Source organism: Cupriavidus cauae (assembly GCF_026210475.1).
Taxonomy (GTDB): Bacteria; Pseudomonadota; Gammaproteobacteria; order Burkholderiales; family Burkholderiaceae; genus Cupriavidus; species Cupriavidus cauae.
Window position 1 is genome coordinate 820,677 of record NZ_CP080294.1, and the last position, 24,919, is coordinate 845,595.

The window sequence follows — 24,919 nt, forward strand, 5'->3', positions numbered from 1 at the left end:
CGGCGCCGGGCCGCCACGGTCAGGGGCGTTATGGTAACCCGGCCGGCGATTCGGCCCCGGCAGCGGCGGGGAGCTGGCCGCTGCGGGCCTGCCAGGCGGTGTACGCAGCGTGCAGCCGCCAGCCGGACTCCAGATCGCGCATGCCCAGATACTGGGCGACTGCCGCCGGCTCGGCGCCGGCCTCGAAATGCAGCGCGCCATAGGTATTGCGCAGCGTCTGCGGCGAGGCGCGCTCGGTGCGCCCGGCCAGCACGCCGGCCTCGTCCAGCAGCTGCTCGACCCGGCGATATAACGAGGCCGCGTGCAACGGCCGCCCGGCCGGCAGTGCGGGGAACACCAGCGTGCCAAGCGTGCCGCTCAACGCGCGTACCGCGAGCCAGGCCAGCAGCGGCCGGCGGGCGAAGTCGAACACGGGGGCGCGATAGGTACGGCCGTTGTCGGTCCGGGTCAGGCGCAGTTCGCTGGCGTCCGCCGCGACGCTGTCGAGCCGCAGCGCGCGCACCTCACCGACCTTGAGGCCGGCGCCCAGCATCGCGGCGACCACGGCGATGTCGCGCGCGCGTTTCCAGGCGGTCGGGCTCGGCGTGGCATCGCGGTCCGGCAGCGTGACCGGTTCCAGTACCCGCGCCACCAGGGCATCGCATTCGGCGGGCAGCAGGAATGGCGTCGGATCGTTGTCGCCGTCGGCCAGATGGGCGCGCACCGCCTGGCTGCCGGGGTTATGCAGGCCCGCCTGCTGCAACGACAGGTAATGAAAGACGCGCTCGATCAGCCGCGTATAGCGATAGCGATGGCGCTTGTGCAGCCCTTCCGCATCGAGAAAGGCGCCGATCTGCGCCGCCGACCACGACAGCGGCGCGACGCCATGCTCGCGCGACCAGCGCAGCAGCTTGCCCCACATCGCGCGATAGACCACCGCGGTGCCATGGCCGAAGCCATGGACGGCCAGCCAGCCGTCGAAGGCGCGTTCGGGATCGGCATGCCAGTCCGCCAGATTGCCTTCGAACAGATCGCGGCCCGTTCCGGCGGCCGGTCGAGGATCGTCGCTCACCTGCACTCCTGCTGATTCATTGGGCACATTGTAGACAAGGCTCCACCGCGCCCCCATCACGCGGATGCGGGGCACCGTACGGTAATCGCCCGGCGGAAGCGTCACAGCGTGAGGTCGGTACCGAAACCGCTATTGAAAGCGCGCGAAGGCCATGCTAACTTTCGGTTCACTATGCAACTGGTTGCATAAACACCCGCATATCCATCCGCCGTTTCAACCCACTCATTCGAACCGAGGCCGCCATGTCCCTTCCTCCGCTCCTGCAACGCCTGCGCCTGCCGGTGGTGTGCTCGCCGCTGTTCATCATCTCCAACCCCGATCTGGTGATCGCACAGTGCAAGGCCGGCGTGGTCGGCTCCTTCCCGGCGCTGAACGCGCGGCCGGCCTCGCTGCTGGAGGAATGGCTGGACCGCATCACCACGGAGCTGGCCGAGCACGACGCGAAGCATCCGGACCGCCCGTCGGCGCCGTTCGCCGTCAACCAGATCGTCCACAAGTCGAACGACCGGCTCGAGCACGACCTGGAACTGTGCGTGCGCTACAAGGTGCCGATCGTGATCACCTCGCTGGGCGCGCGCGTCGAGGTCAACCAGGCGGTGCACTCGTACGGCGGCATCGTGCTGCACGACATCATCAACAACACGTTTGCCCACAAGGCGATCGACAAGGGCGCCGACGGACTGATCGCCGTGGCAGCGGGCGCCGGCGGCCATGCCGGCACGCAGTCGCCGTTCGCCCTGCTGCATGAGATCCGGGAGTGGTTCGACGGCCCGCTGCTGCTGTCGGGCGCGATCGCCAGCGGCAACGGCATCCTGGCGGCCCAGGCCGCCGGCGCCGACCTGGCATATATCGGCTCGGCGTTTATCGCGACCGAGGAAGCCAACGCGCAGCCAGCCTACAAGCAGATGATCGTGGACAGCACCGCCGGCGATATCGTCTATTCGAACCTGTTCACCGGCGTGCACGGCAACTATCTGCGCCAGAGCATCGTCAACGCCGGTCTCGATCCGGAAGCCCTGCCCGCCTCCGATCCGACCGCGATGAACTTCGGCTCGAACCGCGTCAAGCCGTGGAAGGACATCTGGGGCGCCGGCCAGGGCGTCGGCGCGATCAAGCGCGTGGTACCCGCCGCCGACCTGGTGGACCGCTTCGCCGAGGAATACGCGCTGGCCCGCCGCCGGCTCGGGCTGGTGGAGGCCGGCGCTGCGGCGAGCGTGCGGGACCTGGTGTAACGAAGAAACGAAGCGCCGCCGGGGCGGGCTACCGTCCGCCCTCCGGCTCCAGCAGCGGCAGCACCGCCGTGCCCCACGCCACCCAATCCTCCTCGTAGCGGATCCCGCGCCGCAGCAGCGCATGCCGCAGCTGTTGCGCGCGGTCCGGTCGCGGGTCGGCGAAGTCGCGCTGCTCGATCGCGCGGTAGGTCGCCAGGCGCTCCTCGTGCAGCGCGATCATGCGCCGCATCTCGTCGCCCAGGCCGAGCGGGCCAGCCACCGCGTCGGCGCGCAGCTTGACCAGGATCTCGTCGCGCTGGTCCAGCCCGGCCGTCGGCGACAACACCCAGCGCACCAGCTCCTCCCGCCCCGCCGGCAGCACGCGATAGACCTTCTTGCGGCTGCGCGCATCCCCTTCGTCATCCTGCGCGGCGATCCAGCCGCGTTCGGCCATGCGGCCCAGCTCGCGATAGATCTGCTGGTGGGTGGCATGCCAGAAATAGCCGATCGACTTGTCAAAGCGCCGCGCCAGTTCGTAGCCTGACGAGGGCTTCTCCATCAACGAGGTCAGAAGGGCGTGCTGGATCGACATGCGGGCGACGGGGCGGGAGGCACGCCGGGGAGGCGCGCAAAGCACCAATGGTAGCGCAATGAGGCGGCGTGCAAGCCATCGGCTGGGCCTTGCACCCTATTGCTCGCAATATGACAAATCGAGCCGGTGGCTAGGCCAGAATTAAAAAAGGCGAAATAGCTATTCAGCGGGCGCTGCAATACATTGGAAACAAAGTCGCATTCGATCAGGAACAGCCGCCATGCCCGGACCGTACGATCTCGCCGAGGAGCGCGATATCCCATGGGAAGGCGACGGACCCTCCGCAGTGGAAGGCCGGTCCGCCGGCGCCCAGTCCAGCGCCATTTACTACCGCCTGCCGGACACCCCGGTGGGCCATCACATCAAGGAGTATCCCAGCGGGCTACGCCAGTTGGTCCGCTTTGTCGGCGTCGAGGAGCAGGTGGTCAAGGTCAGCCTGAACTGAGGCGCGGCCCCGTCGCCAGACCCTCCGCATACTCGATGCCCCGCGCCGAGGCAGCCGCTGCCGCGGCGCCCACGATGTCTCCTCCTGCCCGGGTGGGCCGGAACTGAGCTCGCTGCCAGTCGCGAGCTCTTTTTTTGCCGGCGCCGTGCACCGGTAGTCAGCGCCGCACTCGGCGCCGCATTCAGTGCCGCATTCCCGGAAGTGTGCCCTGCTGACATTGATCCAGAACGCCTTGCCGGCCATGAAAAAAGCCGGCCCGAAGGCCGGCTCTTCCGTCGTTGCGCCTCGCGCGCGTGGCGCGCGACGCCCGACTACCATCAGTCCACGGTCGCGCCCGAGGCCTTGACGACCTTCGCCCACTTGGCGGCTTCGGTCTTCATGAAGGCCGCCAGTTGCTCCGGCTTCTCGGGGTTGGGCTCGGCACCCTGACCCGCCATCTGCTTCTGCACGTCCGGCATGGCCAGGATCTTGACCACTTCGGCGTTCAGGCGATCGATGATGGGCTTGGGCGTGCCGCCGGTGGCATACAGTGCGAACCACGAGGTCGCTTCATAGCCCGGCACGCCGGCTTCGGCGACGGTCGGCACGTCCGGCAGCGCCGGCGAGCGCTTGGCCGAGGTCACGGCCAGCGGACGCAGCTTGCCGGCCTTCACGTGCTGGTACGACGACGGCAGGTTGTCGAACATCAGGCCGATCTGGTTGCCCAGCAGATCGTTGACCGCCGGGGCGCTGCCCTTGTACGGCACGTGCTGGATGTTCAGGCCGGTCATCGAATTGAACAGTTCACCCGACAGGTGCATCGACGAGCCGTTGCCCGACGAGCCGTAGCTGATCTTGTTCGGATTGGCCTTCACGTAGGCGATCAGTTCCTTGATGCTCTTGGCGGGCACGTTGGGGTTGACCACCACCAGGTTCGGCACCATCGCGACACGGGTGATCGGCGCGAAGTCCTTGACCGGGTCGTACGGCAGCTTCGAGTACAGCGACTGGTTGATCGCGTGGGTGCCGATGGTGCCCATGAACAGCGTGTAGCCGTCGCCCTGCGCCTTGGCGGCGAGCGAGGCGCCGATATTGCCGCCCGCGCCCGGACGGTTTTCGATCACCACCGGCTGGCCGAGCGCCTTGCCCAGCTGCAGGCCGACGATGCGGGCCAGGATGTCGGTGGTGCCGCCGGCCGAGAACGGCACGATCATCGTGATCGGCTTGGTCGGATAGTTGTCCTGCGCGAAGGCAGCGCCGGAGACGCCGGCGAACGTGGTGGCCAGCGCGACGCCGGCAGCCAGCAGGCGACGACGCGCCTGCGACGGTTGCGACTTGTACTTCATCGTATGCTCCAGGGAGTTTCCTCGGTGGCCGTCCATGCGGGCCACGACTTGTAATAGGGGCCGCGCCTAGACCGGTGCGACGCCCAGCGTGGTACCGCCACAGACGTACAGCACCTGTCCGGTGACGAAACCGTTTTCGGGATTGAGAAAGAACAGCGTGGCGCGCGCCACGTCCTCGGGGGTACCCATGCGCTTGACCGCGATGCTGGCCAGGATGCGCCGGGTCTGTTCGCTGCCCTCGGGATTGCTGCGGCGGAACAGTTCGGTGGCGATCGGACCGGGCGCGACCGCGTTGACGGTAATGCCGTCGCCGCCGAGCTCCATCGCCAGCGTGCGCGTCATGCCGACCATGCCGGCCTTGGTGGCGGAGTACACCACGCGCTCGGGCTTGCCCAGCGCCGCGCGCGACGCCATGTTGACGATGCGGCCGAAGCCCGCGGCCCGCATGGCCGGCAGGCAGGCCTGCGTCAGCAGCAGGCTGGCCTGCAGATGCAGGCCCACCACGTAATCGAGATCCTCGACGGTCGCGGTATCGGCGGTGCCGGGACGCGTCGCGCCGGCATTGTTGACCAGGCGCGTGATGGCGAAGCGCGACGTCACCTCGGCGGCCGCGGCGCGCGTCGCCGCGGCGTCGGTCAGGTCCGCCTGGAAAAACGTCATGTTGGGATGCGACCAGCCCGGGGCGGCATAGTCGACATTGACGACGCGGGTCACGCCGTCGGCCAGCAGCATTTCGCTGATGGCGCGGCCGATGCCGGAACTGGCGCCGGTGACGAGCGTGGCAACGGGAAGAGACATCCGATTACTCCATGCCGGTATCGAACCGGTACTGCGAAGGTTCAGCAGAATTGCAGCGCAAGTTCAGCGGGAATGCAGCGGTGCATTCGGCGGTGAGTTCGGCGGCGAATTCGATCGTCAAGCCGGCGACGAATTCACCGAACACCGCGGCACCGAAACTGCCGCGCAAATTCGGGCGCAAAGAAAGCGTGCGGCGGACCGGCGAGCCAGTCGGCCCGGCCGCACCAACTGCGTTGGGAAAACTGTCGCAGCGCCGAGGGTCGGCGCCTGCCTTGGTCAACGGCAGGCGCGCCGCCAAACTTGAGCGGCTCGATCCCGCTCTCGGCGCTGGCCGACGCGGGCGCCGCTCAGACGCGCTCGATCACCATCGCGATGCCCTGGCCCACGCCGATGCACATCGTGCACAGCGCGAAGCGGCCGCCGGTGCGATGCAGCTGGTACATCGCGGTGGTGACCAGGCGCGCGCCGCTCATGCCGAGCGGGTGGCCCAGCGCGATCGCGCCGCCGTTCGGGTTGACACGCGCATCGTCGTCGGCGACGCCGAGCTCGCGCAGCACCGCCAGGCCTTGCGCGGCGAACGCTTCGTTCAGTTCGATCACGTCGATCTGGTCCATCGTCATGCCCAGCTGCTTGAGCAGCTTCTGCGTGGCCGGCGCCGGGCCGATGCCCATCACGCGCGGCGCCACGCCGGCGGTGGCCATGCCGACGATGCGCGCCTTCGGCGTCAGGCCGTGCTGACGCGCGGCGGCTTCGCTGGCGAGCAGCAGCGCGCAGGCGCCATCATTGACGCCCGACGCGTTGCCGGCCGTCACCGTGCCGTCCGGGCGCACCACGCCCTTGAGCCTGGCCAGCGCTTCCATGCTGGTCGCGCGCGGGTGCTCGTCGCGCTCGACGACGATCGGATCGCCCTTCTTCTGCGGAATCGTGACCGCCGTGATTTCCTGCGCCAGCGTGCCATCGGCCTGCGCGCGCGAGGCCTTTTCCTGGCTGCGCAGTGCCATCAAGTCCTGGTCCTCGCGGCTGATCTTGTAGTCGGTGGCGACGTTCTCGGCGGTCTCGGGCATCGAGTCCACGCCGTAGGCCGCCCGCATCGCCGGGTTGATGAAGCGCCAGCCGATGGTGGTGTCGAAGATCTGCGCATCGCGCGAGAACGCGCTGGTGGCCTTGCCCATCACGAACGGGGCGCGGCTCATGCTTTCGACGCCGCCGGCGATCATCAGCCCGGCTTCGCCGGCGCGGATCGCGCGCGCGGCGGTACCGGTCGCATCCATGCCCGAGCCGCACAGGCGGTTGATGGTGGCGCCCGGCACGCTCTGCGGCAGGCCGGCCAGCAACAGCGACATGCGCGCGACGTTGCGGTTGTCTTCGCCGGCCTGGTTGGCGTTGCCGTAGATCACGTCGTCGATGGCGCTCCAGTCCAGATTCGGATTGCGCGCCATCAGCGCCTTCAGCGGTACCGCGCCCAGGTCGTCCGCGCGCACCGCGGACAGGCTGCCGCCGTAGCGGCCGATGGGGGTGCGGATGGCGTCGCAGATAAAGGCTTCGGTCATGGTTGTCTCGTCCTTGGTTTCAGTGGTGGCGGCGGCGGTATCGGCAAGTGCGGGAAGTGCGATCCGTCGCCATCGGGGTCGGCGTCAGGCGGGCTGCGCCTGCTTCAGCGGCACGCCGGTCAGGCGCTGCAGTTCGTCGAACGACAGGCCTTCGACCAGGTCGCGGGCGACCAGGCCGTCGGGCGTCACGTCGATGGTGGCCAGATCGGTGTAGATGCGCGTCACGCAGCCGATGCCGGTCAGAGGATACGTGCATTCGGGCACGATCTTGCTCTCGCCCTGCTTGGTCAGGTGCTCCATCATGACGAACACCTGCTTGGCGCCGATCGCCAGGTCCATCGCGCCGCCCACGGCCGGGATCGCGCCCGGCGCGCCGGTGTGCCAGTTGGCGAGGTCGCCGGTCGCCGACACCTGGAAGGCGCCCAGCACGCAGTAGTCCAGATGGCCGCCGCGCATCATCGCGAACGAATCGGCGTGATGGAAATACGAGGCGCCGGGCTTGATGGTGACCGGCTGCTTGCCGGCGTTGATCAGGTCGCCGTCTTCCTCGCCGGGCGCGGGCGCAGGCCCCATGCCCAGCAGGCCGTTCTCGCTGTGCAGCAGGATCTCGCGGTCGGCCGGCAGGTGGTTGCCGACCAGGGTGGGCAGGCCGATGCCGAGGTTGACCACGGCACCGTCGGGAATGTCTCGGGCCACGCGGGCGGCCATCTGATCGCGGGTCAGGCGTTGCATATCGCTTCTCTCTTCGATGCGGGTTGGCGTGCGCGGGTCAGGCGGCGTTGGTGGCGGCGTTGGCGACGGCATTCGCGTCGACCTTGACGACGCGCTTGACGAACAGGCTCGGCGTCACGATGTGCTCCGGGTCCAGCTCGCCCAGTTCCACCACATGGCTGACCTGCACGATCGCGCATTTGGCGGCCATCGCCATGATCGGGCCGAAGTTGCGCGCGGTCTTGCGATAGGTCAGGTTGCCCCAGCGGTCGGCGGTATCGGCCTTGATCAGCGCGAAGTCCGCGTGGATCGGCGTCTCGAACACATAGCCCTTGCCGTCGATGATGCGGGTTTCCTTGCCCTCGGCCAGCGGCGTGCCGTAGGCGGTGCGGGTGAAGAAGCCGCCGATGCCGGCGCCCGCCGCGCGGATGCGCTCGGCGAGGTTGCCCTGCGGCACCAGCTCCAACTCGATCTGGCCTGCGTGGTACAGCGAATCGAACACGTAGGAATCGACCTGGCGCGGGAACGAGCAAATGATCTTGCGCACGCGCCTGGCCTTGAGCAGCGCGGCCAGGCCCGTTTCGCCGTTGCCGGCGTTGTTGTTGACGATGGTCAGGTCGCGCGCGCCCTGGGCGATCAGCGCATCGATGAGTTGCGCCGGCATGCCGGCCAGGCCAAAGCCGCCGATCATGATGGTCGCGCCGTCATGGATGTCGGCCACCGCCGATTCCACCGAGTCGAAGAGCTTGTTGATCAATTGCGTTCCAGTCGAGAAGGCCTGGCCGGACCGGCCGGAGCCCGCCGCCCGATGGTGTCGGGGGGCCGCTGGAAGCGTCGTCTCCGGAGGTTCTGCCTGGCGTGGTTCCGGGCGCGCCGTGGCGGCGCCCATAAAGGCCCTAGCAGTCAAACGATGGTCCGTCTTGCGGACTCTTGTTCTTGGGTGCCGATGTTCGCTCTACGAACTTCGATTCGCAGAATGAACATCGAATGCAGAGGTTACACCGGTGCTGTTGCGGGGTCAAGGCGGGGTCAAGGCGGGGCCAAGGTAGGGCCTGTGGGGTCCGGGCCGAGGCATGGCCGGTCAGGTGAGGCCAGCAGCGCCGGCGGCAGCGGGATGGGCGGGGGCGCGGCGCGCCTCTACGGCGGTCCGGCCGCAGCGATGACAACGAGAGGAACAACAAAAGGAACAACGAGAGACAGGGAGCAACCAGGGGGGGCTGCCGCCGCGGCATGCGCGGCGCCAACCGTGCAACACGCTCACTCGACGCGGAAGCCGATCTTCAGCGTGACCTGGTAATGCGCGACCTGGCCATTGAGGATATGGCCTCGCATCTCGGCCACCTCGAACCAGTCCATGTTCTTGATGGTCTCCGACGCCTTGGCGAGCGCGCTGCGGATCGCGGCATCGGTGCCGTCGGGCGAGGTGCCGACGATTTCGACGAGCTTGTAGGTGTGATTCGACATCGCTTGCCTCCAGGGTTGGGCGCCAGCTTGTTCTGGCACCGGGGGTGGGATCACCGGGCGTCGCCGCATGCAACGCGCATCCGAGACGACGCGAGTTTCATCATAGGCAGCCGTGCTGCGCCGTTCCAGCCGCCTTGCCTTTGCTGGCTCCGGCTGCTAACTTCCCCGCCTTCGCAACGTTTCCATTTCGATTCGTTATCCGATTGGCTACTGTTTGCCGCGAGCGGCGCGCTCCGCGGCAACGCATTCACGCTGTCTCATGCCCTTTGTGTTTCGCGCGCCCGCCATCGTCGCCGGCGCCCTGTTGTCCGTTCTGCTTTCCTCTTCGATCCTGGCGCCCGCCGCTTCCGCACGCAGCCTGCCGCGCAGCGGCGAAGCGCCGATGGCCCTTGCCGACGGCGCGCGCAGCTTCGCCGACGGCGCCAATTACGCGCTGTGCTTCACGCCCGATGGGGAGAGCTGCCAGGCCATGCTGGTCGACGCGATCCGCAACGCGCGGCGCAGCGTGCTGGTGCAGGCCTACTCGTTCACCAGCAAGCCGATCGCCGAAGCGCTGATGCAGGCGCGCAAGCGCGGCGTCGACGTACGCGTGATCCTCGACAAGAGCCAGGTGTCCGAGCGCTATACCAGCGCCACCTTCCTGAAGCACCAGGGCATCGAGGTGGTGATCGACTCGCGCCCAGCCATCGCGCACAACAAGGTGATGATCTTCGATGGCGAGGCGGTCTTCACCGGCTCGTTCAACTTCACCAAATCGGCCGAGGAGCGCAACACCGAGAACGGCATCCTGATTCGCGGCGACGCGCGTCTGGTCAAGCGCTACGTCGACAACTGGCGGAGCCGGCATCGGCTGTCGCTGCCGTACTGAGCGGTCAGCGAGGCGAACGACGGCTACGGCAACGGAAGCCGCTGCCGCCGTCAATCGTTGTCCTCCGCCGCAGTGCCGCCGCGGCGTCCGCGCGAGCCGTACAGATCGGTTTCCTCGAGTCCGCGCTCGATATCTCGCGCGGCCTGCCGTCCCACCGGCCGGCTGCCGGTGTGCTGGCTCTGATGCGATTCGTCGCGCTCGTGCGGCAGTCGCGGCATCGGTTCGCCGCCGCCCTTCTGCGGCAGCGTCCCGGGGTCCGGCCGCGACTGGTCGGCCAGCGGTCCGGGACCCTCGCTGGTGCCCTGGGCGGTACGTTCGCGAGTCGTCTCGCCCTGCGGCCGTCCGGCTATCTGGCCCTGCCGCGGTTCGCGTTCCGGATGCGTGGGTTGCTTGGTCATACGACCCTCCCCGTGATGATGGCGCGCCATGCCGGCGCGCGAATGTTGACCTTCGACGACATGCAAACGCCATACCTGCGTTGCGCGGCGCTCCCACCACCGGGGTGATGTCATGTTGCGGCGCGGTGGCACGCCCATTGCACGACACCAAGGCGCGGCATTTCGCCGCTGATGGAGACCAGCAATGAAACAGCAACAGCAACCGCAGGCGCAGCAAGGCGGCACCGAAAAGGGTGGCATGGGCCAGGGTGGCCAATCGTCTCAGCAGCATCAGCAGAGCGGCAGCCAGACCGGCCAGCAGGGCGGCATGGGCAACCAAAGCGGCCAGGGCGGTCAGCAACAGCAAGGCGGTCGCCAGAGCGGTCAGCAAGGCGGCATGGGCCAGAGCGAAGGCGGCATGGGTGGCATGGGCGGCCAGTCGCAGCAAAGCGGCGGTCAGAGCGGCCAGCAGGGCGGCCAAGCCGGCCAGGCTGGTCAAGGTGGCCAGCAGCAGCAAGGCGGCAGGCAGAGCGGCCAGCAGAGCGGCGGCATGGGCGGCCAGAGCGGCGGTCAGCAGCAACAGCAGTCCGGCACCAGCGGCCAGCCTGGCCAGCAGTCGTCGCAGGGCGGCCAGTCGGGCCAGTCGGGCCAAAATCGCGAGCGGTAAATGCCGAACATCGGCTGACACGCCGGTCATTCCGCGAACGCGGGAATCCAGCGTCGTTTGAACGCCGCTGGGTCTGCAGACGCGGGGACGACCGGCTCTGCTGACCAAGGGGCGCATGGGCGCCCCTTTTTTTTGCCCTCCACTTTTTTGCCGTCTTTTGTCGCTTGCCTTCCCTCCCCTTCTTACGACGCGTGAAAAATCGCCACGTCGTCGCTGTCGTCATTCGCTGACAACGCAATCCGTCGAACGCCGAGGCCGCGCTGCGCGCCAAGCCGACGCGTGGGCGCCGCCGTCGCTTCTACGCTGGTAAGCAGGAACGAATCAAGAACGCAGGAACGCGCGATCGGGCGCCTCGCCGCACGCCACAAGCCCGGCATCGCGTTCCAACTTCAGGGGAGCATGCGATGCAAGGCAAGACGACATCCCTGCGCGAGGCCGCGCAGAAATGGCTGCCACTGTCGGCCAGCCATCCCTGCCGGGTCACGCGTTTCGGACATACCGGCAGCCGCCGCGTGCCCTATGCGTGCATCGGCTTCGAGCGCGCGGGAAAACGGCTGTCGATCGTGTTCTTCCGTCATCGCGACGGCTCATGGTACGTGTTTCCGCCGCTGCATTAGCGAAGACGCCGAAGCGGCGCCCTGCGGGACCCGCGGGGTCCTGATTGAAAACTGAAAACGACAGGAGCGCGACGGGCCTGCCCGCCGCGCTCCTTGCTGTCCCCGGTACGTACTCAATGCAGCCTTCGATCAGTTTCCGTCAAGGAACTGGCTGCGCTTGCCGACGCGCGATCCCAGCGTCGACAGGTCGTGATAATGCGTGTCGTGGTTCTCCATGCGGCCGTCGTAGCTGCCGCTCATCGGCATCGGCTGCGTGCCCGCCGGCGCCAGGTACTGCTGCGTGGGCTGATTGGTGCCCTGCGTGTACGGATCGAACTTGTCGCCGACGCGCGCGCCGCTGCTGTACGGATCGCGCGTGCCCGTCGCGGCGGGGTTGGCCGGATCGTATTGGCCTGCTGGCGCCATACCCGGCGAAGTGCCCGTGGCAGCGCCGCGGTCGCCCGGCACCTGCGCCAGTGCCACGCAGGAACCGGTCATCGCCAGCGCGGCGAGGGCGGTACGTACGAGGTGGTGTTTCGTCATGTTATTCACTCCTGAGACTGGCCCATGCATGCCGCGATGGCGCCCGCGATGGGCGGGGCGCCGGCGGCGACGCCAGGCGGGTTCGTGAACAGGCCCTGCTGCGCATCGCATCGCGGCGCTCGACAAGCGCCGGCACGACGATGCCCTGCCAGGACCCGGCCTACGCCGCCAATCACGCGAAACGCATGCCAGAAAGCCCGGGGCTTGCGCGGCTTGCGGGCAGGTCCGCCGGCGCGCCACGGCGGCACAAGGGCCGGCGGCATCGGCCCGCCACAGCTCTGCTGCCGGACCCGGCTACACCGTGAAGCGCCGCCGCGCCATGCGTCTCGCTCGTACTTTTTACTCGGCCATGCAGGATGTGCACGGCGCCGTCTGTGCGGCACCGCGCATAACGCGACAAGCCTGCCGCCATCGTCGGATGTGAACCGGATCGCCATTCCCATCGCGGCATGTCGTAGATTCTTGCGGACCGCTTCGCACCGCTGTCCGATGTAGGACGGTGGCCGATGGATCGCCGCATTCCGATTGCCTATAAGCGAAGTGACAGAGCAAGGTGACAGAGCGAAGTGACAGCGCAAAGTGACAGCGCGAGGTGACAACGCGCAGCGCCGAGCGAAATCACAGCGCGCAGTAACAGCGAGCGAAGCGACAGCCAACGACGGCGCCGCGCTTCGCGCGCAGGACCGAAGGCCACGCAATTTCGCGTGTCCCGATCGAGGAGCGGCCGCAATGGCAACCAAGCGAGCAGCAGCGAAGCAGCCGGCCAAGGCGGCAACGAAGCAAACGGGCAAGGACAACGCGACGGCCGCGGCGACAGGCTCGACCGCGCGCTCGTCCACGCGGTCGGCCCCACGCGCCGCGACGCGTCCGAGCGCGCCGCGCGCCGCGCGTGGCGCAAGCCCCGACCCGCTGCAGCGCTATCGCACCATGCGCGACTTCGGCACGACGGCGGAACCGGCCGGCCGTGCGCTGGCCAGGCACGCCGCGCCAAAAGCGAGCGAGGGACTGTCCTTCGTCGTGCAGAAGCACGCGGCGCGCCGCCTGCACTACGACTTCCGTCTGGAGCTCGACGGCACGCTCAAGAGCTGGGCCATTCCCAAGGGTCCGAGCCTCGATCCGGCCGACAAACGGATGAGCGTCCATGTCGAGGACCACCCGCTCGAATATGCGAACTTCGAGGGCGTGATTCCCGAAAAGCAGTACGGCGCCGGCACCGTGATCGTCTGGGACCGCGGCACCTGGATACCGATCGGCGATCCGCATCAGGGCTATCGCGACGGCAAGCTCAAGTTCGAGCTGCAGGGCGAGAAGCTGCATGGGGCCTGGACGCTGGTGCGCATGCGCGGCCGGGACGAGCGGCAGGAACCGTGGCTGCTGATCAAGGAGCGCGACGACGCGGCGCGGCCGGCCGCGGAGTTCGATATCACCGAGGCGATGCCGGACAGCGTGCTGGGCGGCGGCGCGCTGGAGCCGGACGGCAAGATCGCGCGCGAGGCGTCGACAAAGGCGGCGTCGAAGACCGCGACGAAGACCGCAACCAGGACGGCAACCAGGACGGCGACGAAATCCGCCGCCGGCGCATCGACGAAAGCCGCGAAGAAAACAGCCTCGGGCAAATCGGCGGCCGACAGCAAGACCGCCGGCAACAAGCGGTCCGCGACCGGCGCCATCCAGCTTCCACCGGGCGCGCGCCGCGCCGCGCTGCCGCTGACGCTCGCACCGCAACTGGCGACGCTGGTGCAAGGGCCGCCCGCCGATGCGCAGAACTGGGTCTACGAGGTCAAGTTCGATGGCTATCGCGTGCTGGCCCGCATCGACGGCGCCGACGTCAAGCTGTTCACGCGCAACGGCCACGACTGGACGTCGAAGCTCAAGACACTGGCGCGCGAGCTCGGCACGCTGAATCTGCCGTCGGCCTGGCTCGACGGCGAGATCGTCATCGTCGACAAGGACGGCAGCACCGACTTCCAGGCGCTGCAGAACGCCTTCGACAGCGACCGCACCGACGCCATCCAGTTCTTCGTGTTCGACGTCCCCTACTATGCCGGCCACGATCTGCGGCAGGTGGCGCTGGCCGAGCGCCGCGACCTGTTGCGGCGGGTGTTCGAGGAGCACAACGTCTCGGCACATCTGCGCTTCAGCGAGAGCTTCGAGGCCGGCCCCGAGGAAATCCTCAGCGCGGCCTGCCGGCTGCGGCTCGAGGGGCTGATCGGCAAGCGCGTCGATGCGCCCTATGTCTCGGCGCGCTCGCCGAACTGGATCAAGCTCAAATGCAGCGAGCGGCAGGAGTTCGTGATCGGCGGCTTTACCGAGCCCAAGGGCACCCGCAATGGCCTGGGCGCCCTGCTGCTGGGCATTCACGACGAGGCGGGACGGCTGGTCTATGCCGGCAAGGTCGGCACCGGCTTCGATGTGCGGACGCTCGATACGATCCGGGCCAAGCTCGACGCCCTGCGCACCGATGCCTCGCCGTTCGACAGGATGCCTGCGATCGCCAAGGGGGTGAAGGGCATCTGGGTTCGGCCCAAGGCGGTCGCCGAGGTGTCGTTCGGCTCGTGGACGCGCGATGGCCTGATCCGCCATGCGGTGTTCCATGGCCTGCGATCCGACAAGAGCGCCAGCGCGATCGGCAAGGAGAAGGCGATGCCCGCACCGGGCAAGACAGTGGACAAAAGCGAGGGCCGGGCGAAATCGGCGGGGTCGAGGGGCAAGGCGGAGGACAGGGCCGAACGCAAGGCCGAAGACAAGCCGGCGAAGGCCAGAGGAAAGGCTGCCAAGGCCGCCCAGGCCGAGACAGCGGATGCCACGCCACCGGCCAAACCCGCCCGGACGAAGGCCTCCTCCGGCCGCGAACAGATCGGCAACGTTCGCGTCAGCCATGCCGACCGCGTCATCGATCCGTCGACCGGCGCGACCAAGGGCGATCTGGTGCGCTACTACGAAGCGGTGGCGCCGCGCATGCTGCCGGAATTGCGCGGCCGCCCGCTGGCGGTGCTGCGCGGCCCGTCGGGGGTCGGCGGCGAGCTGTTCTTCCAGAAGCATGCCGATACCTTCAATATCGCCGGCGTCAACCGGCTCGATCCGTCGCTATGGCCGGGCCACCCGCCGATGATCGAGATCGCCAGCGAGACCGGCATCGTCGCCGCGGCGCAGCTCAACGTGATCGAGTTCCACACCTGGAACGCCGACAAGCGCCAGATCGAGAAGCCCGATCGCGTGATCTTCGACCTCGACCCCGGCGAGGGCGTGCCGTGGAAGCATGTGGTCGAGGCCGCCGCGCTGACCAAGGGCATGCTCGACGAACTCGAGCTGACAGCCTTCCTGAAGACCAGCGGCGGCAAGGGCCTGCACGTGGTGGTGCCGATCGCCCGGCGGCTCGGCTGGGACGAGGTCAAGGACTTTGCCCAGCAGCTGGTCGTGCATATGGCAAGGACCATCCCGCAGCGCTTCGTCTCCAAGAGCGGGCCGCGCAACCGCGTCGGCAAGATTTTCATTGACTACCTGCGCAACGGGCGCGGCGCCACCACGGTCGCCGCCTTTTCGGCGCGCGCCCGGCCCGGCCTGGGCGTGTCGATCCCGTGCAGCTGGGACGAACTGCCCTCGCTGCGCTCCGGCGCCCAGTGGACCATCGCCAACGCCCTGGCGCGCATCGAGGAGACCGAGCACGCCGATCCCTGGGCGGACTACGGCAGCACGCGGCAGACGCTGACCGCGGCAATCCGGCGCCTGGGCAACGGCTGAACGCGGCGGACCGGCCCGCCCGCCGCCGTGCTGCCCCTCGCAGTGCATCATGCGGCCACTCCGTGTCGGACAAAGGAGGGCATGGTTCTTGCCACTTCGGACACATGCGTCCGCGCATTGCCGCGGCGGACGCGTGACGGAACGACGACGCAAGCACGAACCGGGAGCCACCATGACAACCCCTCGGACCACGATCCGCATTGCCCACTATGCCGCCCTGGCGCTGATGACGGCGCTCGCCTGGGCGCCCGCGCAGGCCCGCCTGCCGGCCCCCAGCGCCGAACAGCAGCGCGCCGCCGACGAACGCAAGGCCAAGGAGGCCGAAGCGGCCAAACAACAGGCCGAAGCGCTGACGCGCGTGCAGGACCAGATTGCCGCCCGCTTCGGCAAGGGCGCGCAGCCGTCCGGCACCACGCAGCCCGGCGACGTCTCGCAGAAGGCCGCCGAGGTCCGGCCCAGCGGCCCGCACGGTGGCACCGCGCCGAGCGCGGAGGCCCACTCCGGCGAAGTGCAGCGCCGTTAAAGTCACTTTATCTGGCCTTTTCCGGGCCAAAAGTGGCTTTGCATCAACTACAAGTGTTGGAGAGCTAGATTGGTAATTATTACAAACCACGTCGGCCGCGGGGTCGCGCCGAACGCAAAAACCGACCTGCCGCCCCCTTGCCACCCCGCATGCCTGCCCATGGCGAGGACAGCATGAGTCCGATCGAAACCAGAACGTCGTCCGATTCCCGCGACAAGCGGCCGCTGGTGCTGGTGGTCGACGACAACGAGGGCTCGCGCTACATCAAGAGCCGCATCCTGCGCCGCGCGGACTACGCGGTGCTCGAAGCCTCGACCGGCGAGTCGGCGCTGTCGCTGGTGCGCCGCTATGCGCCGGACCTGGTGCTGCTGGACATGAAGCTGCCGGACATCGACGGCCTGGACGTCTGCCGCATCATCAAGGACGATCCGCAAAGCTGCCGCACGCTGATCCTGCATACGTCCGTTTCGGCCAGCGATCCGCGCTACCGCGTCGAGGCGCTGGACCATGGCGCCGACAGCTATCTGGTGGAGCCGGTCGAGCCGGAGGAACTGGTGTCCAGCGTCAAGGCGCTGCTGCGGCTGCGGCGGGCGGAGGAGGCCTACCACCGTACCTCGCAGGCGCTGCGCGACAACGAATTCCTGTTCCGCCAGCTGGCCGACAACCTGTCCGATGTGCTGTGGATCTTCGATCCGCAGGAGCGCAAGTTCCTGTTCGTCGGCCCGGCCTTCGTCACGCTGACCGGCCGTCCGGTGGAAGACCTGCATCAGCACGGCAACGCCTGCTTCGGCTGGGTCGCGGAGTCCGACCGGGAACGCGTGCAGGCGGCCTGCGAGGCGATGCTGCGCGACGGCCATATGGATCTGGAATTCGCGCTGATCCATGCCGACGGCCAGACGCGCGACGTCCGCGCGCGCGCCTTCCCGGTCAACAACGCCAGCGGCGAGTTCTACCGCGTGGTCGGCGTGTGCGAGGACATCACGCAGCAGAAGCGTGCCGAGAAGATGCTGCGCGAGGAAGAACGCCGCAAGGACGATTTCCTCGCGATGCTGGTGCACGAGCTGCGCAACCCGCTCGCGCCGATGCGCAGCGCCGCCGATCTGCTGATGCACTGCGCGCCGTCGCGCGAGGACAGCTTCAAGGCGCGCGACATCATCGCCCGCCAGCTCTATCACCTGACCCGGCTGGTCGACGATCTGCTCGACATCTCGCGCTTCACGCGCGGCACCATCACGCTGCGCGACGACCTGGTCGAGCTGCGTTCCGCGCTGAACACCGCGGTCGAGACGGTCCGGCCGCTGATCGAGTCGCGCAACCATCAGCTGCGCCTGTCGGTGCCCGAGGGGCCGATGCCGGTGCGCGGCGACCTGGTGCGCCTGACCCAGATCTTCGGCAACCTGCTGAACAACGCGGCCAAGTACACGCCGCCCGATGGCCTGCTGTCGATCGAGGCGCAGGCGGATCAGGGCATGGTCACCATCCGGATCACCGACAACGGCACCGGGCTGTCGCCCGAACGGCTGCAGGGCCTGCGCGAGACCTTCGAGCGCGACGGCGCCAACGGCAATATCGCCGTGGCCGGCGGCAATGGCCCCGGCATCGGCCTGTCGCTGGTCCATCGGCTGGTCAGCATGCATGGCGGCCAGCTGTCGGTGCAGAGCAACGGGCCCGGTCATGGCAGCAGCTTCATCGTGCAGCTGCCGATGCAGCCGTGGCGCAGCTGGCAGCCGACGCTGGGCGGACGGCAGGCGCCGGCCGGCAAGCCGCGCACCGTGATGGTGGTGGACGACAACGTCGACGCCCTCGAGGCGATGGCGATGACGCTGGAAGCGCTGGGCCATACCGTGATCACTGCGCTCGACGGCGCCGCTGCGATCGTGCGCGCGGTCAAGTACAAGCCCGAGCTGGTGCTGCTGGATCTGGGCATGCCGGGCATGGACGGCTTCGAGATCGCGCAGCGGCTGCGTGCGATACCGGAGCTGCAGGCGATGAAGGTGGTGGCGCTGACTGGCTACGGCCAGCCCGGCGACAAGCTGCGCACGCAGGCGGCCGGCTTCGACGACCACCTGACCAAGCCGGTCGATCTGGAGGTGCTGTCGCGCCTGCTCGACGAATGCCGCTCCGATGGCCGCACGGACGGCCGCACGGATGGCCGCAGCGAGGGGCGCACCGATGCGCGTACCGTGGCCAATACCGCCGCCGGCACACCGCCGCCCCTGCATTCGCCATTGGGGCATCCGGCCGATGGCAGCACGGGCACCGGTCCGGCCTCCTCCGGGCCGACCTCTTCGATGGAGAAACGCATGCATACCACGCCAGAACCGGATCAAACCCCGGACCAGCCGCCGACCACGCCCGAACCCGAGGTGCCGCCGATCGATCCGCATGAGCCGGTCATCGACCCGCCCCCCGGCGACGTGCCGCCGCCCCCGCCCCAGCGCGCCTGAGGGCACGCGTCCGCCCTCGCCTGCGGTCGAAGAACCAAGACCCGGAGTTCCCCTGTGCCCCGCATCATCTGGAAAGGCGCCATTTCCTTTGGCCTGGTCAACATCCCGGTCGTGCTGAAGGCGGCCGCGCGCGACAACGCGCTCGACTTCGACTGGCTCGACGAGCGCGACATGGCGCCGGTCGGCTATCAGCGCATCAACAAGAAGACCGGCAAGCCGGTCGACAAGGACCATATCGTCAAGGGCTACCAGTACGAGAAAGGTGAATACGTGCTGCTGTCGCCGGAGGACTTCCGCCAGGCCAACGTCGAGGCGACGCAGACCGTCGATATCGTCAGCTTCGTGCAGGCCGACCAGATCCCGCCGTACTACTTCGAGACGCCCTACTATCTCGAGCCGGACCGGCGCGGCGAGAAGGGCTACGCGTTGCTGCGCGAGACCCTGCGCCGCACCGGACGCGCGGCGCTGGCCCTGGTGGTGATCCACAACCGCCAGCATCTGGCGGCGGTGCTGGTGCTGGGCGATGCGCTGGTGCTCAACACCATGCGCTGGGCCGAGGAGGTGTTGCCGATGGACGAGCTGAAGCTGCCAAAGAGCAGCGGCAAGCAGCAGGGCGTCAGCCCGCGCGAGATCGAGATGGCGACCCGGCTGGTCGAGGACATGCAGGAGGACTGGAACCCCGAGGCCTATCGCGATACCTATCGCGACGACCTGATGGAGCGCATCGAGGGCAAGATCGCCGAAGGCAAGACGCACCTGCTGACGCCGGCCGAGCCCGGCGGCGAGGAACCGCGCAAGTCGGCCGAGGTGATCGACATGATGGCGCTGCTCAAGGAGAGCATCAAACGCCGTGGCGGCCGCGGCGGTGCGCGCGGGGAAGCGGGCGAGGACGCGCAGGGCAAGGAAGCGGACCAGCGGGAAGACGACGACGCGCCGCGCGAGGCGCCGCGCAAGCGCGCCACGGGCGCTCGCAAGACCGCCCGCAAATCCACCTCCCGCGCTCGAGCCGAGGCCAAGGACGGCAAAGGATCCAGGCAGGAAGCCAAGCCGGCAAGCAGCCGCAAGAGCGCGGCCAAGTCCGGCAAGGCGCCGGCTTCAACGAAGAAATCCGCCGCCAGGCGGGCCAGTACGGCCAGCACCGACAGCGGATCGCGCAGCAGCCCGCAGCGCAAGCGGGCATAGCACTACAACGCCATCACGCCCACGGATCGTACGAGTCCTCCTTCCAGTACGGCGAGGTCCCGTAGTACTGGTGAATGCTGGTGGCCCATTGCGGGTCCGCCATCGCCGGCCAGTGGTCCTTGTCGAAGCCGGGCGCGGCTTTCAGCTTGTCCTTGTCGACGCCCAGCACGAAACACTTGCGCCGGGTATCGAGCGTCAGCGCCGACCATGGCACCGCGAACAGCTTCTCGCCGATGCCGAGGAAGCCGCCAAACGACAGCACCGCATAGGCGACGCGGCCGCCCTGCACGTCCAGCATGATGTGGTCGATGGTGCCGAGATCCTCGCCGGCGGGCCCGATCACGCTGTTGCCTTCGAGCGTATCGGCCGCCATCACGAAGGGGCCGGGCCCGCTCGCATTGGTGTCGACATCGCCGACGATGGTCGCGCCCGCGGGCGCGCGCGCCGCCGTCGGATCGCGCAGGTCACGCGGATCGCGGGGATCGCGAGGGTCCCGGATGTCTCGCGGATCGCGCGGGTCTCTGTCCAGTGGGTTCATTGGCGACTCCTGCTTCGGTTGTCGGTTGACACAATGGCGCCCTCGCGCCCCTTCATCGTCGCGGCCGGATCGTCATGATCGTGCGGCAGCGGCATGGATCGGCATGGCACGCGGCATGGCACACGTCACGGACGGCTCGCAGGCACCGGCGGCGCGAGCGGGTCGAAATCGACCCAGCGGCCTTCGCTCCAGCGCCCATAGGCGCGTTCGACGTCCTTGGCGCCGGCCTGGCGCAACACCTCGGCGGCCGTCTCGCGCGTATCGGGATTGACGTGCACGGCCAGCAGCACGCCGGCATCGCGCTCGGTCTTGACCTGGCGATCGGGATCGGGGGCGTTCGATACCCGGTCGGGATCGCGCGTCATCGACAGCGCGCCGACCAGCGAGCCCAGGTAGGCGCCCAGGCCCGTGGCCAGCGCCAGCACCAGCACGGAGGCCTGCATCAGCGCCAGCCCCACCGCGCCGATCACGGCGCCGGCGATGGCCCCGAACACGATGCCGCGGCCGGCGCCGGCGCCCGCCTTGCGGGTACCGGCATCGACCGCCACGTCGCCGCCGAGCGGGAAGCGTCCATGCTGCCCCGGGGGATTGACGAAGAACAGGGTCACGTCGTCCTCGGCGAAACCGCGGGCAAACAACTGGCCCGCCGCCGCCTCGGCCTGGGCGAACGTATCAAAGCGTCCGGCAATGATCAGGGACATGCTGGCTCCTTCGAATCGGTTGGCAGACACCCGCTTGGCGAGCGATGGATCGGCAATCGGATTCGGCATGGCGTTCGGCGGTCGCGACGCCAGCCCCGCTGGCATCAGGACTTGCCCTTGGACCTGGCGGCGGAGCCGGTCTTCGTTCCCGCGGCTTTAGCGCTCCCGGCCTTGTCGGCCTTCTCGCCCTTTTTGTCCTTGTCGTCCTTGCCGCCCGAAGCCTTCTCGCCATCCTTGCCCGCTGCGCCCTTGCGTTCGGCCGCGGGACGCGCGCCCTCGGGCTGATGCGCGCTGCCCGGTTCGATCTCCCAGTCGGTGTCGTCCACGTCGGTGCTGGTCTCCTTCTCGGCATGCATGGCGGCGCTGGGCGAAATCGGATCGCTGGCCGGGAAGGTCATCTCCACCGATTCGTCGACCGCCTGCTGATAGGTGCACGCGCTGCTCTGCTTTTCGTCGTCCTGCGGCGCGGCAGCCTTCTGCTTGCCCGGCTTCGCCGCGCTGGCGGAAGCGGACTTGGCGGCGGATCCATGGGCGGATGGGGTCGCGGTCTTGGCCTTCTGCATCATCGCCTCCTGCTCGATTGGAATAGCGAAACAGATGCAAGCGACGGGCCAGAAGACAGGATGCCGGGACCGGCGCGCAAGCGGCGCATACGACAGCACTTCCCGTTGCACAAAGTGCATCGCACGTAAAAAGTACTTGCGTCGCGAGCGCCGGTCAGGCGGGTATGAAAGAGAGGAAAAAGGGAGAAGAAAGGCGCGAAGAAACGCCCGAAGAAGAGCGAAGAAGAGGCGACATCCACCGCCGCAAACAGGCGGTGAAAACTGGCTTCAACCCGCTCCCGAAGACGGCTAGGCGGGCGGCATGGGCGCCGCCGCTATACCGGCCGCCGCCGCGGCGGGCGGCACGCGCGGGAAGGTGACCGCGATGCAGGCGCTCTCGCCGTCCTGCTCGCATTGCGTCGACGGCTCGGCGCCGAGCGTGGCGCCATGCAACTCCGCCATGCGCCGCGCCAGCAGCAGCGCGGAACTCTGCCGCGCCGGCGCCGCGCCGGCGTTGCCGACATCGCGCCGGAAGAACTCCGACAGCACCGACAGGCGCTCCTTGATGCGATCGGCCGTCGTGCGGCTTTCCGTCAGGCGCAGCTTCACATGGTCATCCGCCGGTTCGAGATGCGCATCGATGGTGTCGCCATTGCGCGCCTGCTTCAGGCAATGCAGCACCAGATGGCGCAGCATCGGCTCGAGCCGGCGCGGGTCCGCCTGCACCAGGACGTCGCCGCGGCCGCCGTCGCTGTCGTGCACCAGCACGTCGGCCAGCGTGACCCGGCGCGATTCGGCGGCCGGCTTGACCGACGCCATCGCCTGGGCTATCGCGGCCGCCAGATCGACCGCCTCCCATTGCGGCTCGGTCTCGTCCGCGAGCAGCCGCACCGCCTCTTCCATATGCTGGATCAGCATGACCTGCTGCTGCATGGCCGTACGCAGCCCGGTCAGCGCCCGTTGCACCGGCGCGGTGGGCGCGTCCAGCGAGTGGTCCAGCACGTAGGCCCAGCTCTGGACGCCGTTCAGCGCCGAGCGCAGATCGTGCGACACCTGATCGATCAGCGTCGTGACCTCGCTAGTCGCATCGACAGTCGCCGGCACCCAGTGCTCGGTGCCCGCCCCGCCGGATTGGCCACCGTTTTCCGCATCGGCGCGGCTGGAGGGGAGAGGTCGCTTGGACATGAATGTTAGGGTCATCTCAGGGTCGCCGCGCCATTGCGACGGGCCGGATTTCCGAGCCGAAGCATAGCTCGGGCCAGCTCGAGGCTTCGGTGGTGGTGGGCGGGCGGGACGGGTTCTGGTCGCTTCAGCTGGTGGCGGGCGGGCGGTCGTGCGCGCCGCTGTTGGCGCCGCTGCCGGTTCCATTGTTGGCGCCATTGCCGGAGGTCTTGAACGACTCCGGCAGCTTGCCGCCGGCCGCGTATTCCTCGAGCCGGTTGTACAGGGTCTTCAGGCTGATGCCGAGGATTTCCGCGGCATGTTTCTTGACGCCGGCGCACTGCTCCAGCGTGGCGAAGATCAGTTCGCGGTCGGCATCGGCCAGCGACATGCCGACCGGCACCGTGACGATCGCGGTGGCCGGCACCTGCGAGGCCGCGGCCTGCAGCGGCACCGGCGATTCGGCGATGACGTCGTCCTCGGCCATGATGAAGGCGCGCTGCACGAAGTTGCGCAGCTCGCGCACATTGCCCGGCCAGGAATGCAACCGCAGATTGGCCAGCACCTCGGGGCCGAAGCGGCGCTGCGTGCCGTGCTCCGCGTTGAGCTGATCGAGGAAGGCGCCGGCCAGCTGCGCCACGTCGTCGCCGCGCGTGCGCAGCGGCGGCAGTTCGATCGGGAATACGTTCAGGCGGTGATACAGGTCCGCACGCAGCTTGCCTTCGGCGACCGCCTCCTCGGGATTGCGGTTGGTCGCCGCGACCACGCGCACATCGGCGCGCAGCTCGCGGTTGGTGCCCACGCGCATGAAGGTGCCGGCCTCGAGCACGCGCAGCAGCTTGACCTGCAGCTCGATCGGCATCTCGGTGATTTCGTCGAGGAACAGCGTGCCGCCGGCCGCGCGCTCGAAATAGCCCTTGTGCTGGCGCTCGGCCCCGGTGAAGCTGCCGCGCTCGTGGCCAAACATCTCGGACTCGATCAGGTTCGGCGAGATCGCGCCGCAGTTGACGGCGAGGAAGGGCTGGCGCCGGCGCGGCGACAGCTCGTGCACGGTCTGCGCCGCGAGCTCCTTGCCGGTGCCGCTCTCGCCGACCAGCAGCACGGTGGCCTCGGTGGGCGCGACCTTGCTGATCTGGTCATAGACCGCCTGCATCGCCTCCGAGCTGCCCAGCAGCCTGCCGAAGCGCCCGTAACGGCGCAGTTCGCCGCGCAGCGAGCGCACCTCGGCCTTCAGGTCGCCGGTGGTGGCGATGCGCTTGAGCACCGTCTGCAGGCGCGCGACGTTGATCGGCTTGACCAGATAGTCGGTGGCGCCCAGGCGCAGCGCCTCGACGGCACTCTCGACGCTGGCGTAGCCCGTCATCAGGATGATGTCGACGCCGGCCGAGCCGACTTCGTTGAACAGGTCCTTGCCGTCGCCGTCGGGCAGCTTCAGGTCGGCCAGCACCGCATCGGGCATCTGCCAGCCGATCTGCAGGCACGCTTCGCGCAGGTCGCCCGCGGTGGCCGCGGTGAAGCCCTCTGCCGCGGCGATCTCGGCCAGCGCTGCACAGGTGTTCTCGTCGTCGTCGACGATCAGGATGTGAGGCATAGGCTTGACTGATGCCGGCCGCTGAAACCCTTGACCGGAATGGTGGAAATGAGACAGGCGCCGTGGCGGTTGCCGCCGCGGCGGGCGTTGCTGCCCTGAATAGACCCCATTCTATGCAAGCGGCAAGCGCCGCCATACCGGTGTTAGTCTGACATCGTCCGACATCGGCCGCCGGCCGCGCCGGACCGGCTTGTCGGACAAACGGCAATGGTGGCCGGCCCGATCGCAGGCTAGCATGGCGTTACGCGAGCCGCGATGCGGCTCTCGCGAAGGCGTGGACCCGCTGCCAGCACCC

The 24,919-nt window shown here is 68.4% G+C and carries 25 protein-coding genes; 9 read left to right on the forward strand and 16 right to left on the reverse strand.

What is annotated here, in order from left to right:
• Positions 1-28 precede the first annotated feature (28 nt).
• A complete protein-coding gene (locus KZ686_RS19110) occupies positions 29-1,051 on the reverse strand; it encodes a tyrosine-type recombinase/integrase (protein ID WP_265634960.1) in 1,023 nt (340 codons plus the stop codon).
• A 242-nt stretch (positions 1,052-1,293) separates the two neighbouring features.
• On the opposite strand from KZ686_RS19110, the gene KZ686_RS19115 reads away from it, so the two are divergent.
• Positions 1,294-2,283, forward strand: coding sequence for an NAD(P)H-dependent flavin oxidoreductase (locus KZ686_RS19115; RefSeq protein WP_265634962.1), 990 nt, complete (start codon positions 1,294-1,296; stop codon positions 2,281-2,283).
• A 28-nt stretch (positions 2,284-2,311) separates the two neighbouring features.
• Here the strand turns inward: KZ686_RS19115 and KZ686_RS19120 are convergent, their stop codons facing one another.
• Positions 2,312-2,854, reverse strand: a complete 543-nt coding sequence (locus tag KZ686_RS19120; protein ID WP_149320203.1) for a PadR family transcriptional regulator — start codon at positions 2,852-2,854, stop codon at positions 2,312-2,314.
• Between the two features lie 220 nt (positions 2,855-3,074).
• Between KZ686_RS19120 and KZ686_RS19125 the strand changes: the two genes are divergently transcribed.
• Entirely contained in the window at positions 3,075-3,299 is a 225-nt protein-coding gene (locus tag KZ686_RS19125) for a hypothetical protein (protein WP_149320202.1), read from the forward strand.
• A gap of 317 nt (positions 3,300-3,616) precedes the next feature.
• On the opposite strand, the gene KZ686_RS19130 is transcribed toward KZ686_RS19125, so the two are convergent.
• The 7 genes from KZ686_RS19130 to KZ686_RS19160 all read right to left on the reverse strand — a co-directional run bounded on the left by KZ686_RS19130 (position 3,617) and on the right by KZ686_RS19160 (position 9,147).
• The gene (locus tag KZ686_RS19130) at positions 3,617-4,624 is read right to left on the reverse strand and encodes a Bug family tripartite tricarboxylate transporter substrate binding protein (RefSeq protein WP_265634965.1); all 1,008 of its coding nucleotides are present in this window, start codon (positions 4,622-4,624) and stop codon (positions 3,617-3,619) included.
• Between the two features lie 66 nt (positions 4,625-4,690).
• Positions 4,691-5,422 carry an SDR family NAD(P)-dependent oxidoreductase gene (locus KZ686_RS19135; protein WP_265634966.1) on the reverse strand — a complete coding sequence of 244 codons (732 nt, stop codon included), beginning with the start codon at positions 5,420-5,422 and terminating at the stop codon, positions 4,691-4,693.
• 4 nt (positions 5,423-5,426) lie between these two features.
• Positions 5,427-5,702 carry a hypothetical protein gene (locus tag KZ686_RS19140; RefSeq protein WP_265634968.1) on the reverse strand — a complete coding sequence of 92 codons (276 nt, stop codon included), beginning with the start codon at positions 5,700-5,702 and terminating at the stop codon, positions 5,427-5,429.
• A gap of 67 nt (positions 5,703-5,769) precedes the next feature.
• On the reverse strand, positions 5,770-6,972 hold the full coding sequence (gene pcaF, locus KZ686_RS19145; RefSeq protein ID WP_053824422.1) for a 3-oxoadipyl-CoA thiolase: 1,203 nt from the start codon (positions 6,970-6,972) through the stop codon (positions 5,770-5,772).
• Positions 6,973-7,056: 84 nt separating this feature from the next.
• Entirely contained in the window at positions 7,057-7,704 is a 648-nt protein-coding gene (locus KZ686_RS19150) for a CoA transferase subunit B (RefSeq protein WP_149320197.1), read from the reverse strand.
• A 37-nt stretch (positions 7,705-7,741) separates the two neighbouring features.
• Positions 7,742-8,440: a 3-oxoacid CoA-transferase subunit A gene (locus KZ686_RS19155; protein WP_150083706.1), complete on the reverse strand. Its 699-nt coding sequence runs from the start codon at positions 8,438-8,440 to the stop codon at positions 7,742-7,744.
• Positions 8,441-8,940: 500 nt separating this feature from the next.
• Positions 8,941-9,147, reverse strand: coding sequence for a dodecin (locus KZ686_RS19160; RefSeq protein ID WP_149320195.1), 207 nt, complete (start codon positions 9,145-9,147; stop codon positions 8,941-8,943).
• A 259-nt stretch (positions 9,148-9,406) separates the two neighbouring features.
• Between KZ686_RS19160 and KZ686_RS19165 the strand changes: the two genes are divergently transcribed.
• Complete coding sequence (locus tag KZ686_RS19165) at positions 9,407-10,015, forward strand: phospholipase D family nuclease (RefSeq protein ID WP_265634973.1); 609 nt, start codon at positions 9,407-9,409, stop codon at positions 10,013-10,015.
• Between the two features lie 50 nt (positions 10,016-10,065).
• Here KZ686_RS19165 and KZ686_RS19170 read toward each other — a convergent pair whose 3' ends face one another.
• Complete coding sequence (locus KZ686_RS19170; protein WP_226109560.1) at positions 10,066-10,413, reverse strand: hypothetical protein; 348 nt, start codon at positions 10,411-10,413, stop codon at positions 10,066-10,068.
• A gap of 184 nt (positions 10,414-10,597) precedes the next feature.
• On the opposite strand from KZ686_RS19170, the gene KZ686_RS19175 reads away from it, so the two are divergent.
• Both KZ686_RS19175 and KZ686_RS19180 read left to right on the forward strand, forming a co-directional pair.
• On the forward strand, positions 10,598-11,059 hold the full coding sequence (locus KZ686_RS19175) for a hypothetical protein (RefSeq protein ID WP_149320192.1): 462 nt from the start codon (positions 10,598-10,600) through the stop codon (positions 11,057-11,059).
• Between the two features lie 404 nt (positions 11,060-11,463).
• Positions 11,464-11,676, forward strand: a complete 213-nt coding sequence (locus tag KZ686_RS19180; protein ID WP_149320191.1) for a hypothetical protein — start codon at positions 11,464-11,466, stop codon at positions 11,674-11,676.
• A 129-nt stretch (positions 11,677-11,805) separates the two neighbouring features.
• On the opposite strand, the gene KZ686_RS19185 is transcribed toward KZ686_RS19180, so the two are convergent.
• Positions 11,806-12,198 carry an endonuclease gene (locus KZ686_RS19185; protein ID WP_149320190.1) on the reverse strand — a complete coding sequence of 131 codons (393 nt, stop codon included), beginning with the start codon at positions 12,196-12,198 and terminating at the stop codon, positions 11,806-11,808.
• Positions 12,199-12,927: 729 nt separating this feature from the next.
• Between KZ686_RS19185 and ligD the strand changes: the two genes are divergently transcribed.
• The 4 genes from ligD to ku all read left to right on the forward strand — a co-directional run bounded on the left by ligD (position 12,928) and on the right by ku (position 20,091).
• The gene (gene ligD / locus KZ686_RS19190; protein ID WP_265634977.1) at positions 12,928-15,939 is read left to right on the forward strand and encodes a DNA ligase D; all 3,012 of its coding nucleotides are present in this window, start codon (positions 12,928-12,930) and stop codon (positions 15,937-15,939) included.
• Between the two features lie 172 nt (positions 15,940-16,111).
• Positions 16,112-16,462: a hypothetical protein gene (locus KZ686_RS19195; RefSeq protein ID WP_149320188.1), complete on the forward strand. Its 351-nt coding sequence runs from the start codon at positions 16,112-16,114 to the stop codon at positions 16,460-16,462.
• A 173-nt stretch (positions 16,463-16,635) separates the two neighbouring features.
• Complete coding sequence (locus KZ686_RS19200; protein ID WP_322784963.1) at positions 16,636-18,909, forward strand: response regulator; 2,274 nt, start codon at positions 16,636-16,638, stop codon at positions 18,907-18,909.
• Positions 18,910-18,963: 54 nt separating this feature from the next.
• Entirely contained in the window at positions 18,964-20,091 is a 1,128-nt protein-coding gene (gene ku / locus KZ686_RS19205) for a non-homologous end joining protein Ku (protein ID WP_265634980.1), read from the forward strand.
• 13 nt (positions 20,092-20,104) lie between these two features.
• Here ku and KZ686_RS19210 read toward each other — a convergent pair whose 3' ends face one another.
• From KZ686_RS19210 to KZ686_RS19230, 5 genes are all read right to left on the reverse strand, one after another.
• The gene (locus KZ686_RS19210; RefSeq protein WP_226109547.1) at positions 20,105-20,629 is read right to left on the reverse strand and encodes a PRC-barrel domain-containing protein; all 525 of its coding nucleotides are present in this window, start codon (positions 20,627-20,629) and stop codon (positions 20,105-20,107) included.
• Positions 20,630-20,754: 125 nt separating this feature from the next.
• Positions 20,755-21,330 carry a hypothetical protein gene (locus KZ686_RS19215; RefSeq protein ID WP_265634982.1) on the reverse strand — a complete coding sequence of 192 codons (576 nt, stop codon included), beginning with the start codon at positions 21,328-21,330 and terminating at the stop codon, positions 20,755-20,757.
• A 104-nt stretch (positions 21,331-21,434) separates the two neighbouring features.
• Positions 21,435-21,992 (reverse strand): hypothetical protein, encoded by a 558-nt coding sequence (locus KZ686_RS19220; RefSeq protein WP_265634984.1) that lies wholly within the window; start codon positions 21,990-21,992, stop codon positions 21,435-21,437.
• Between the two features lie 189 nt (positions 21,993-22,181).
• Entirely contained in the window at positions 22,182-23,057 is an 876-nt protein-coding gene (locus KZ686_RS19225; protein ID WP_265634986.1) for a sensor histidine kinase, read from the reverse strand.
• A 124-nt stretch (positions 23,058-23,181) separates the two neighbouring features.
• Complete coding sequence (locus KZ686_RS19230) at positions 23,182-24,624, reverse strand: sigma-54-dependent transcriptional regulator (RefSeq protein ID WP_265634988.1); 1,443 nt, start codon at positions 24,622-24,624, stop codon at positions 23,182-23,184.
• Positions 24,625-24,919 lie beyond the last annotated feature (295 nt).

Coding starts and splice junctions, on each gene's coding strand:
- KZ686_RS19115 (WP_265634962.1), top strand. CDS start 1,294: ATGTCCCTTCCTCCGCTCCTGCAACGCCTGCGCCTGCCGGTGGTGTGC.
- KZ686_RS19120 (WP_149320203.1), bottom strand. CDS start 2,854: ATGTCGATCCAGCACGCCCTTCTGACCTCGTTGATGGAGAAGCCCTCG.
- KZ686_RS19125 (WP_149320202.1), top strand. CDS start 3,075: ATGCCCGGACCGTACGATCTCGCCGAGGAGCGCGATATCCCATGGGAA.
- KZ686_RS19130 (WP_265634965.1), bottom strand. CDS start 4,624: ATGAAGTACAAGTCGCAACCGTCGCAGGCGCGTCGTCGCCTGCTGGCT.
- KZ686_RS19135 (WP_265634966.1), bottom strand. CDS start 5,422: ATGTCTCTTCCCGTTGCCACGCTCGTCACCGGCGCCAGTTCCGGCATC.
- pcaF (WP_053824422.1), bottom strand. CDS start 6,972: ATGACCGAAGCCTTTATCTGCGACGCCATCCGCACCCCCATCGGCCGC.
- KZ686_RS19150 (WP_149320197.1), bottom strand. CDS start 7,704: ATGCAACGCCTGACCCGCGATCAGATGGCCGCCCGCGTGGCCCGAGAC.
- KZ686_RS19160 (WP_149320195.1), bottom strand. CDS start 9,147: ATGTCGAATCACACCTACAAGCTCGTCGAAATCGTCGGCACCTCGCCC.
- KZ686_RS19165 (WP_265634973.1), top strand. CDS start 9,407: ATGCCCTTTGTGTTTCGCGCGCCCGCCATCGTCGCCGGCGCCCTGTTG.
- KZ686_RS19170 (WP_226109560.1), bottom strand. CDS start 10,413: ATGACCAAGCAACCCACGCATCCGGAACGCGAACCGCGGCAGGGCCAG.
- KZ686_RS19175 (WP_149320192.1), top strand. CDS start 10,598: ATGAAACAGCAACAGCAACCGCAGGCGCAGCAAGGCGGCACCGAAAAG.
- KZ686_RS19180 (WP_149320191.1), top strand. CDS start 11,464: ATGCAAGGCAAGACGACATCCCTGCGCGAGGCCGCGCAGAAATGGCTG.
- KZ686_RS19185 (WP_149320190.1), bottom strand. CDS start 12,198: ATGACGAAACACCACCTCGTACGTACCGCCCTCGCCGCGCTGGCGATG.
- ligD (WP_265634977.1), top strand. CDS start 12,928: ATGGCAACCAAGCGAGCAGCAGCGAAGCAGCCGGCCAAGGCGGCAACG.
- KZ686_RS19195 (WP_149320188.1), top strand. CDS start 16,112: ATGACAACCCCTCGGACCACGATCCGCATTGCCCACTATGCCGCCCTG.
- KZ686_RS19200 (WP_322784963.1), top strand. CDS start 16,636: ATGAGTCCGATCGAAACCAGAACGTCGTCCGATTCCCGCGACAAGCGG.
- KZ686_RS19210 (WP_226109547.1), bottom strand. CDS start 20,629: ATGAACCCACTGGACAGAGACCCGCGCGATCCGCGAGACATCCGGGAC.
- KZ686_RS19215 (WP_265634982.1), bottom strand. CDS start 21,330: ATGTCCCTGATCATTGCCGGACGCTTTGATACGTTCGCCCAGGCCGAG.
- KZ686_RS19225 (WP_265634986.1), bottom strand. CDS start 23,057: ATGTCCAAGCGACCTCTCCCCTCCAGCCGCGCCGATGCGGAAAACGGT.
- KZ686_RS19230 (WP_265634988.1), bottom strand. CDS start 24,624: ATGCCTCACATCCTGATCGTCGACGACGACGAGAACACCTGTGCAGCG.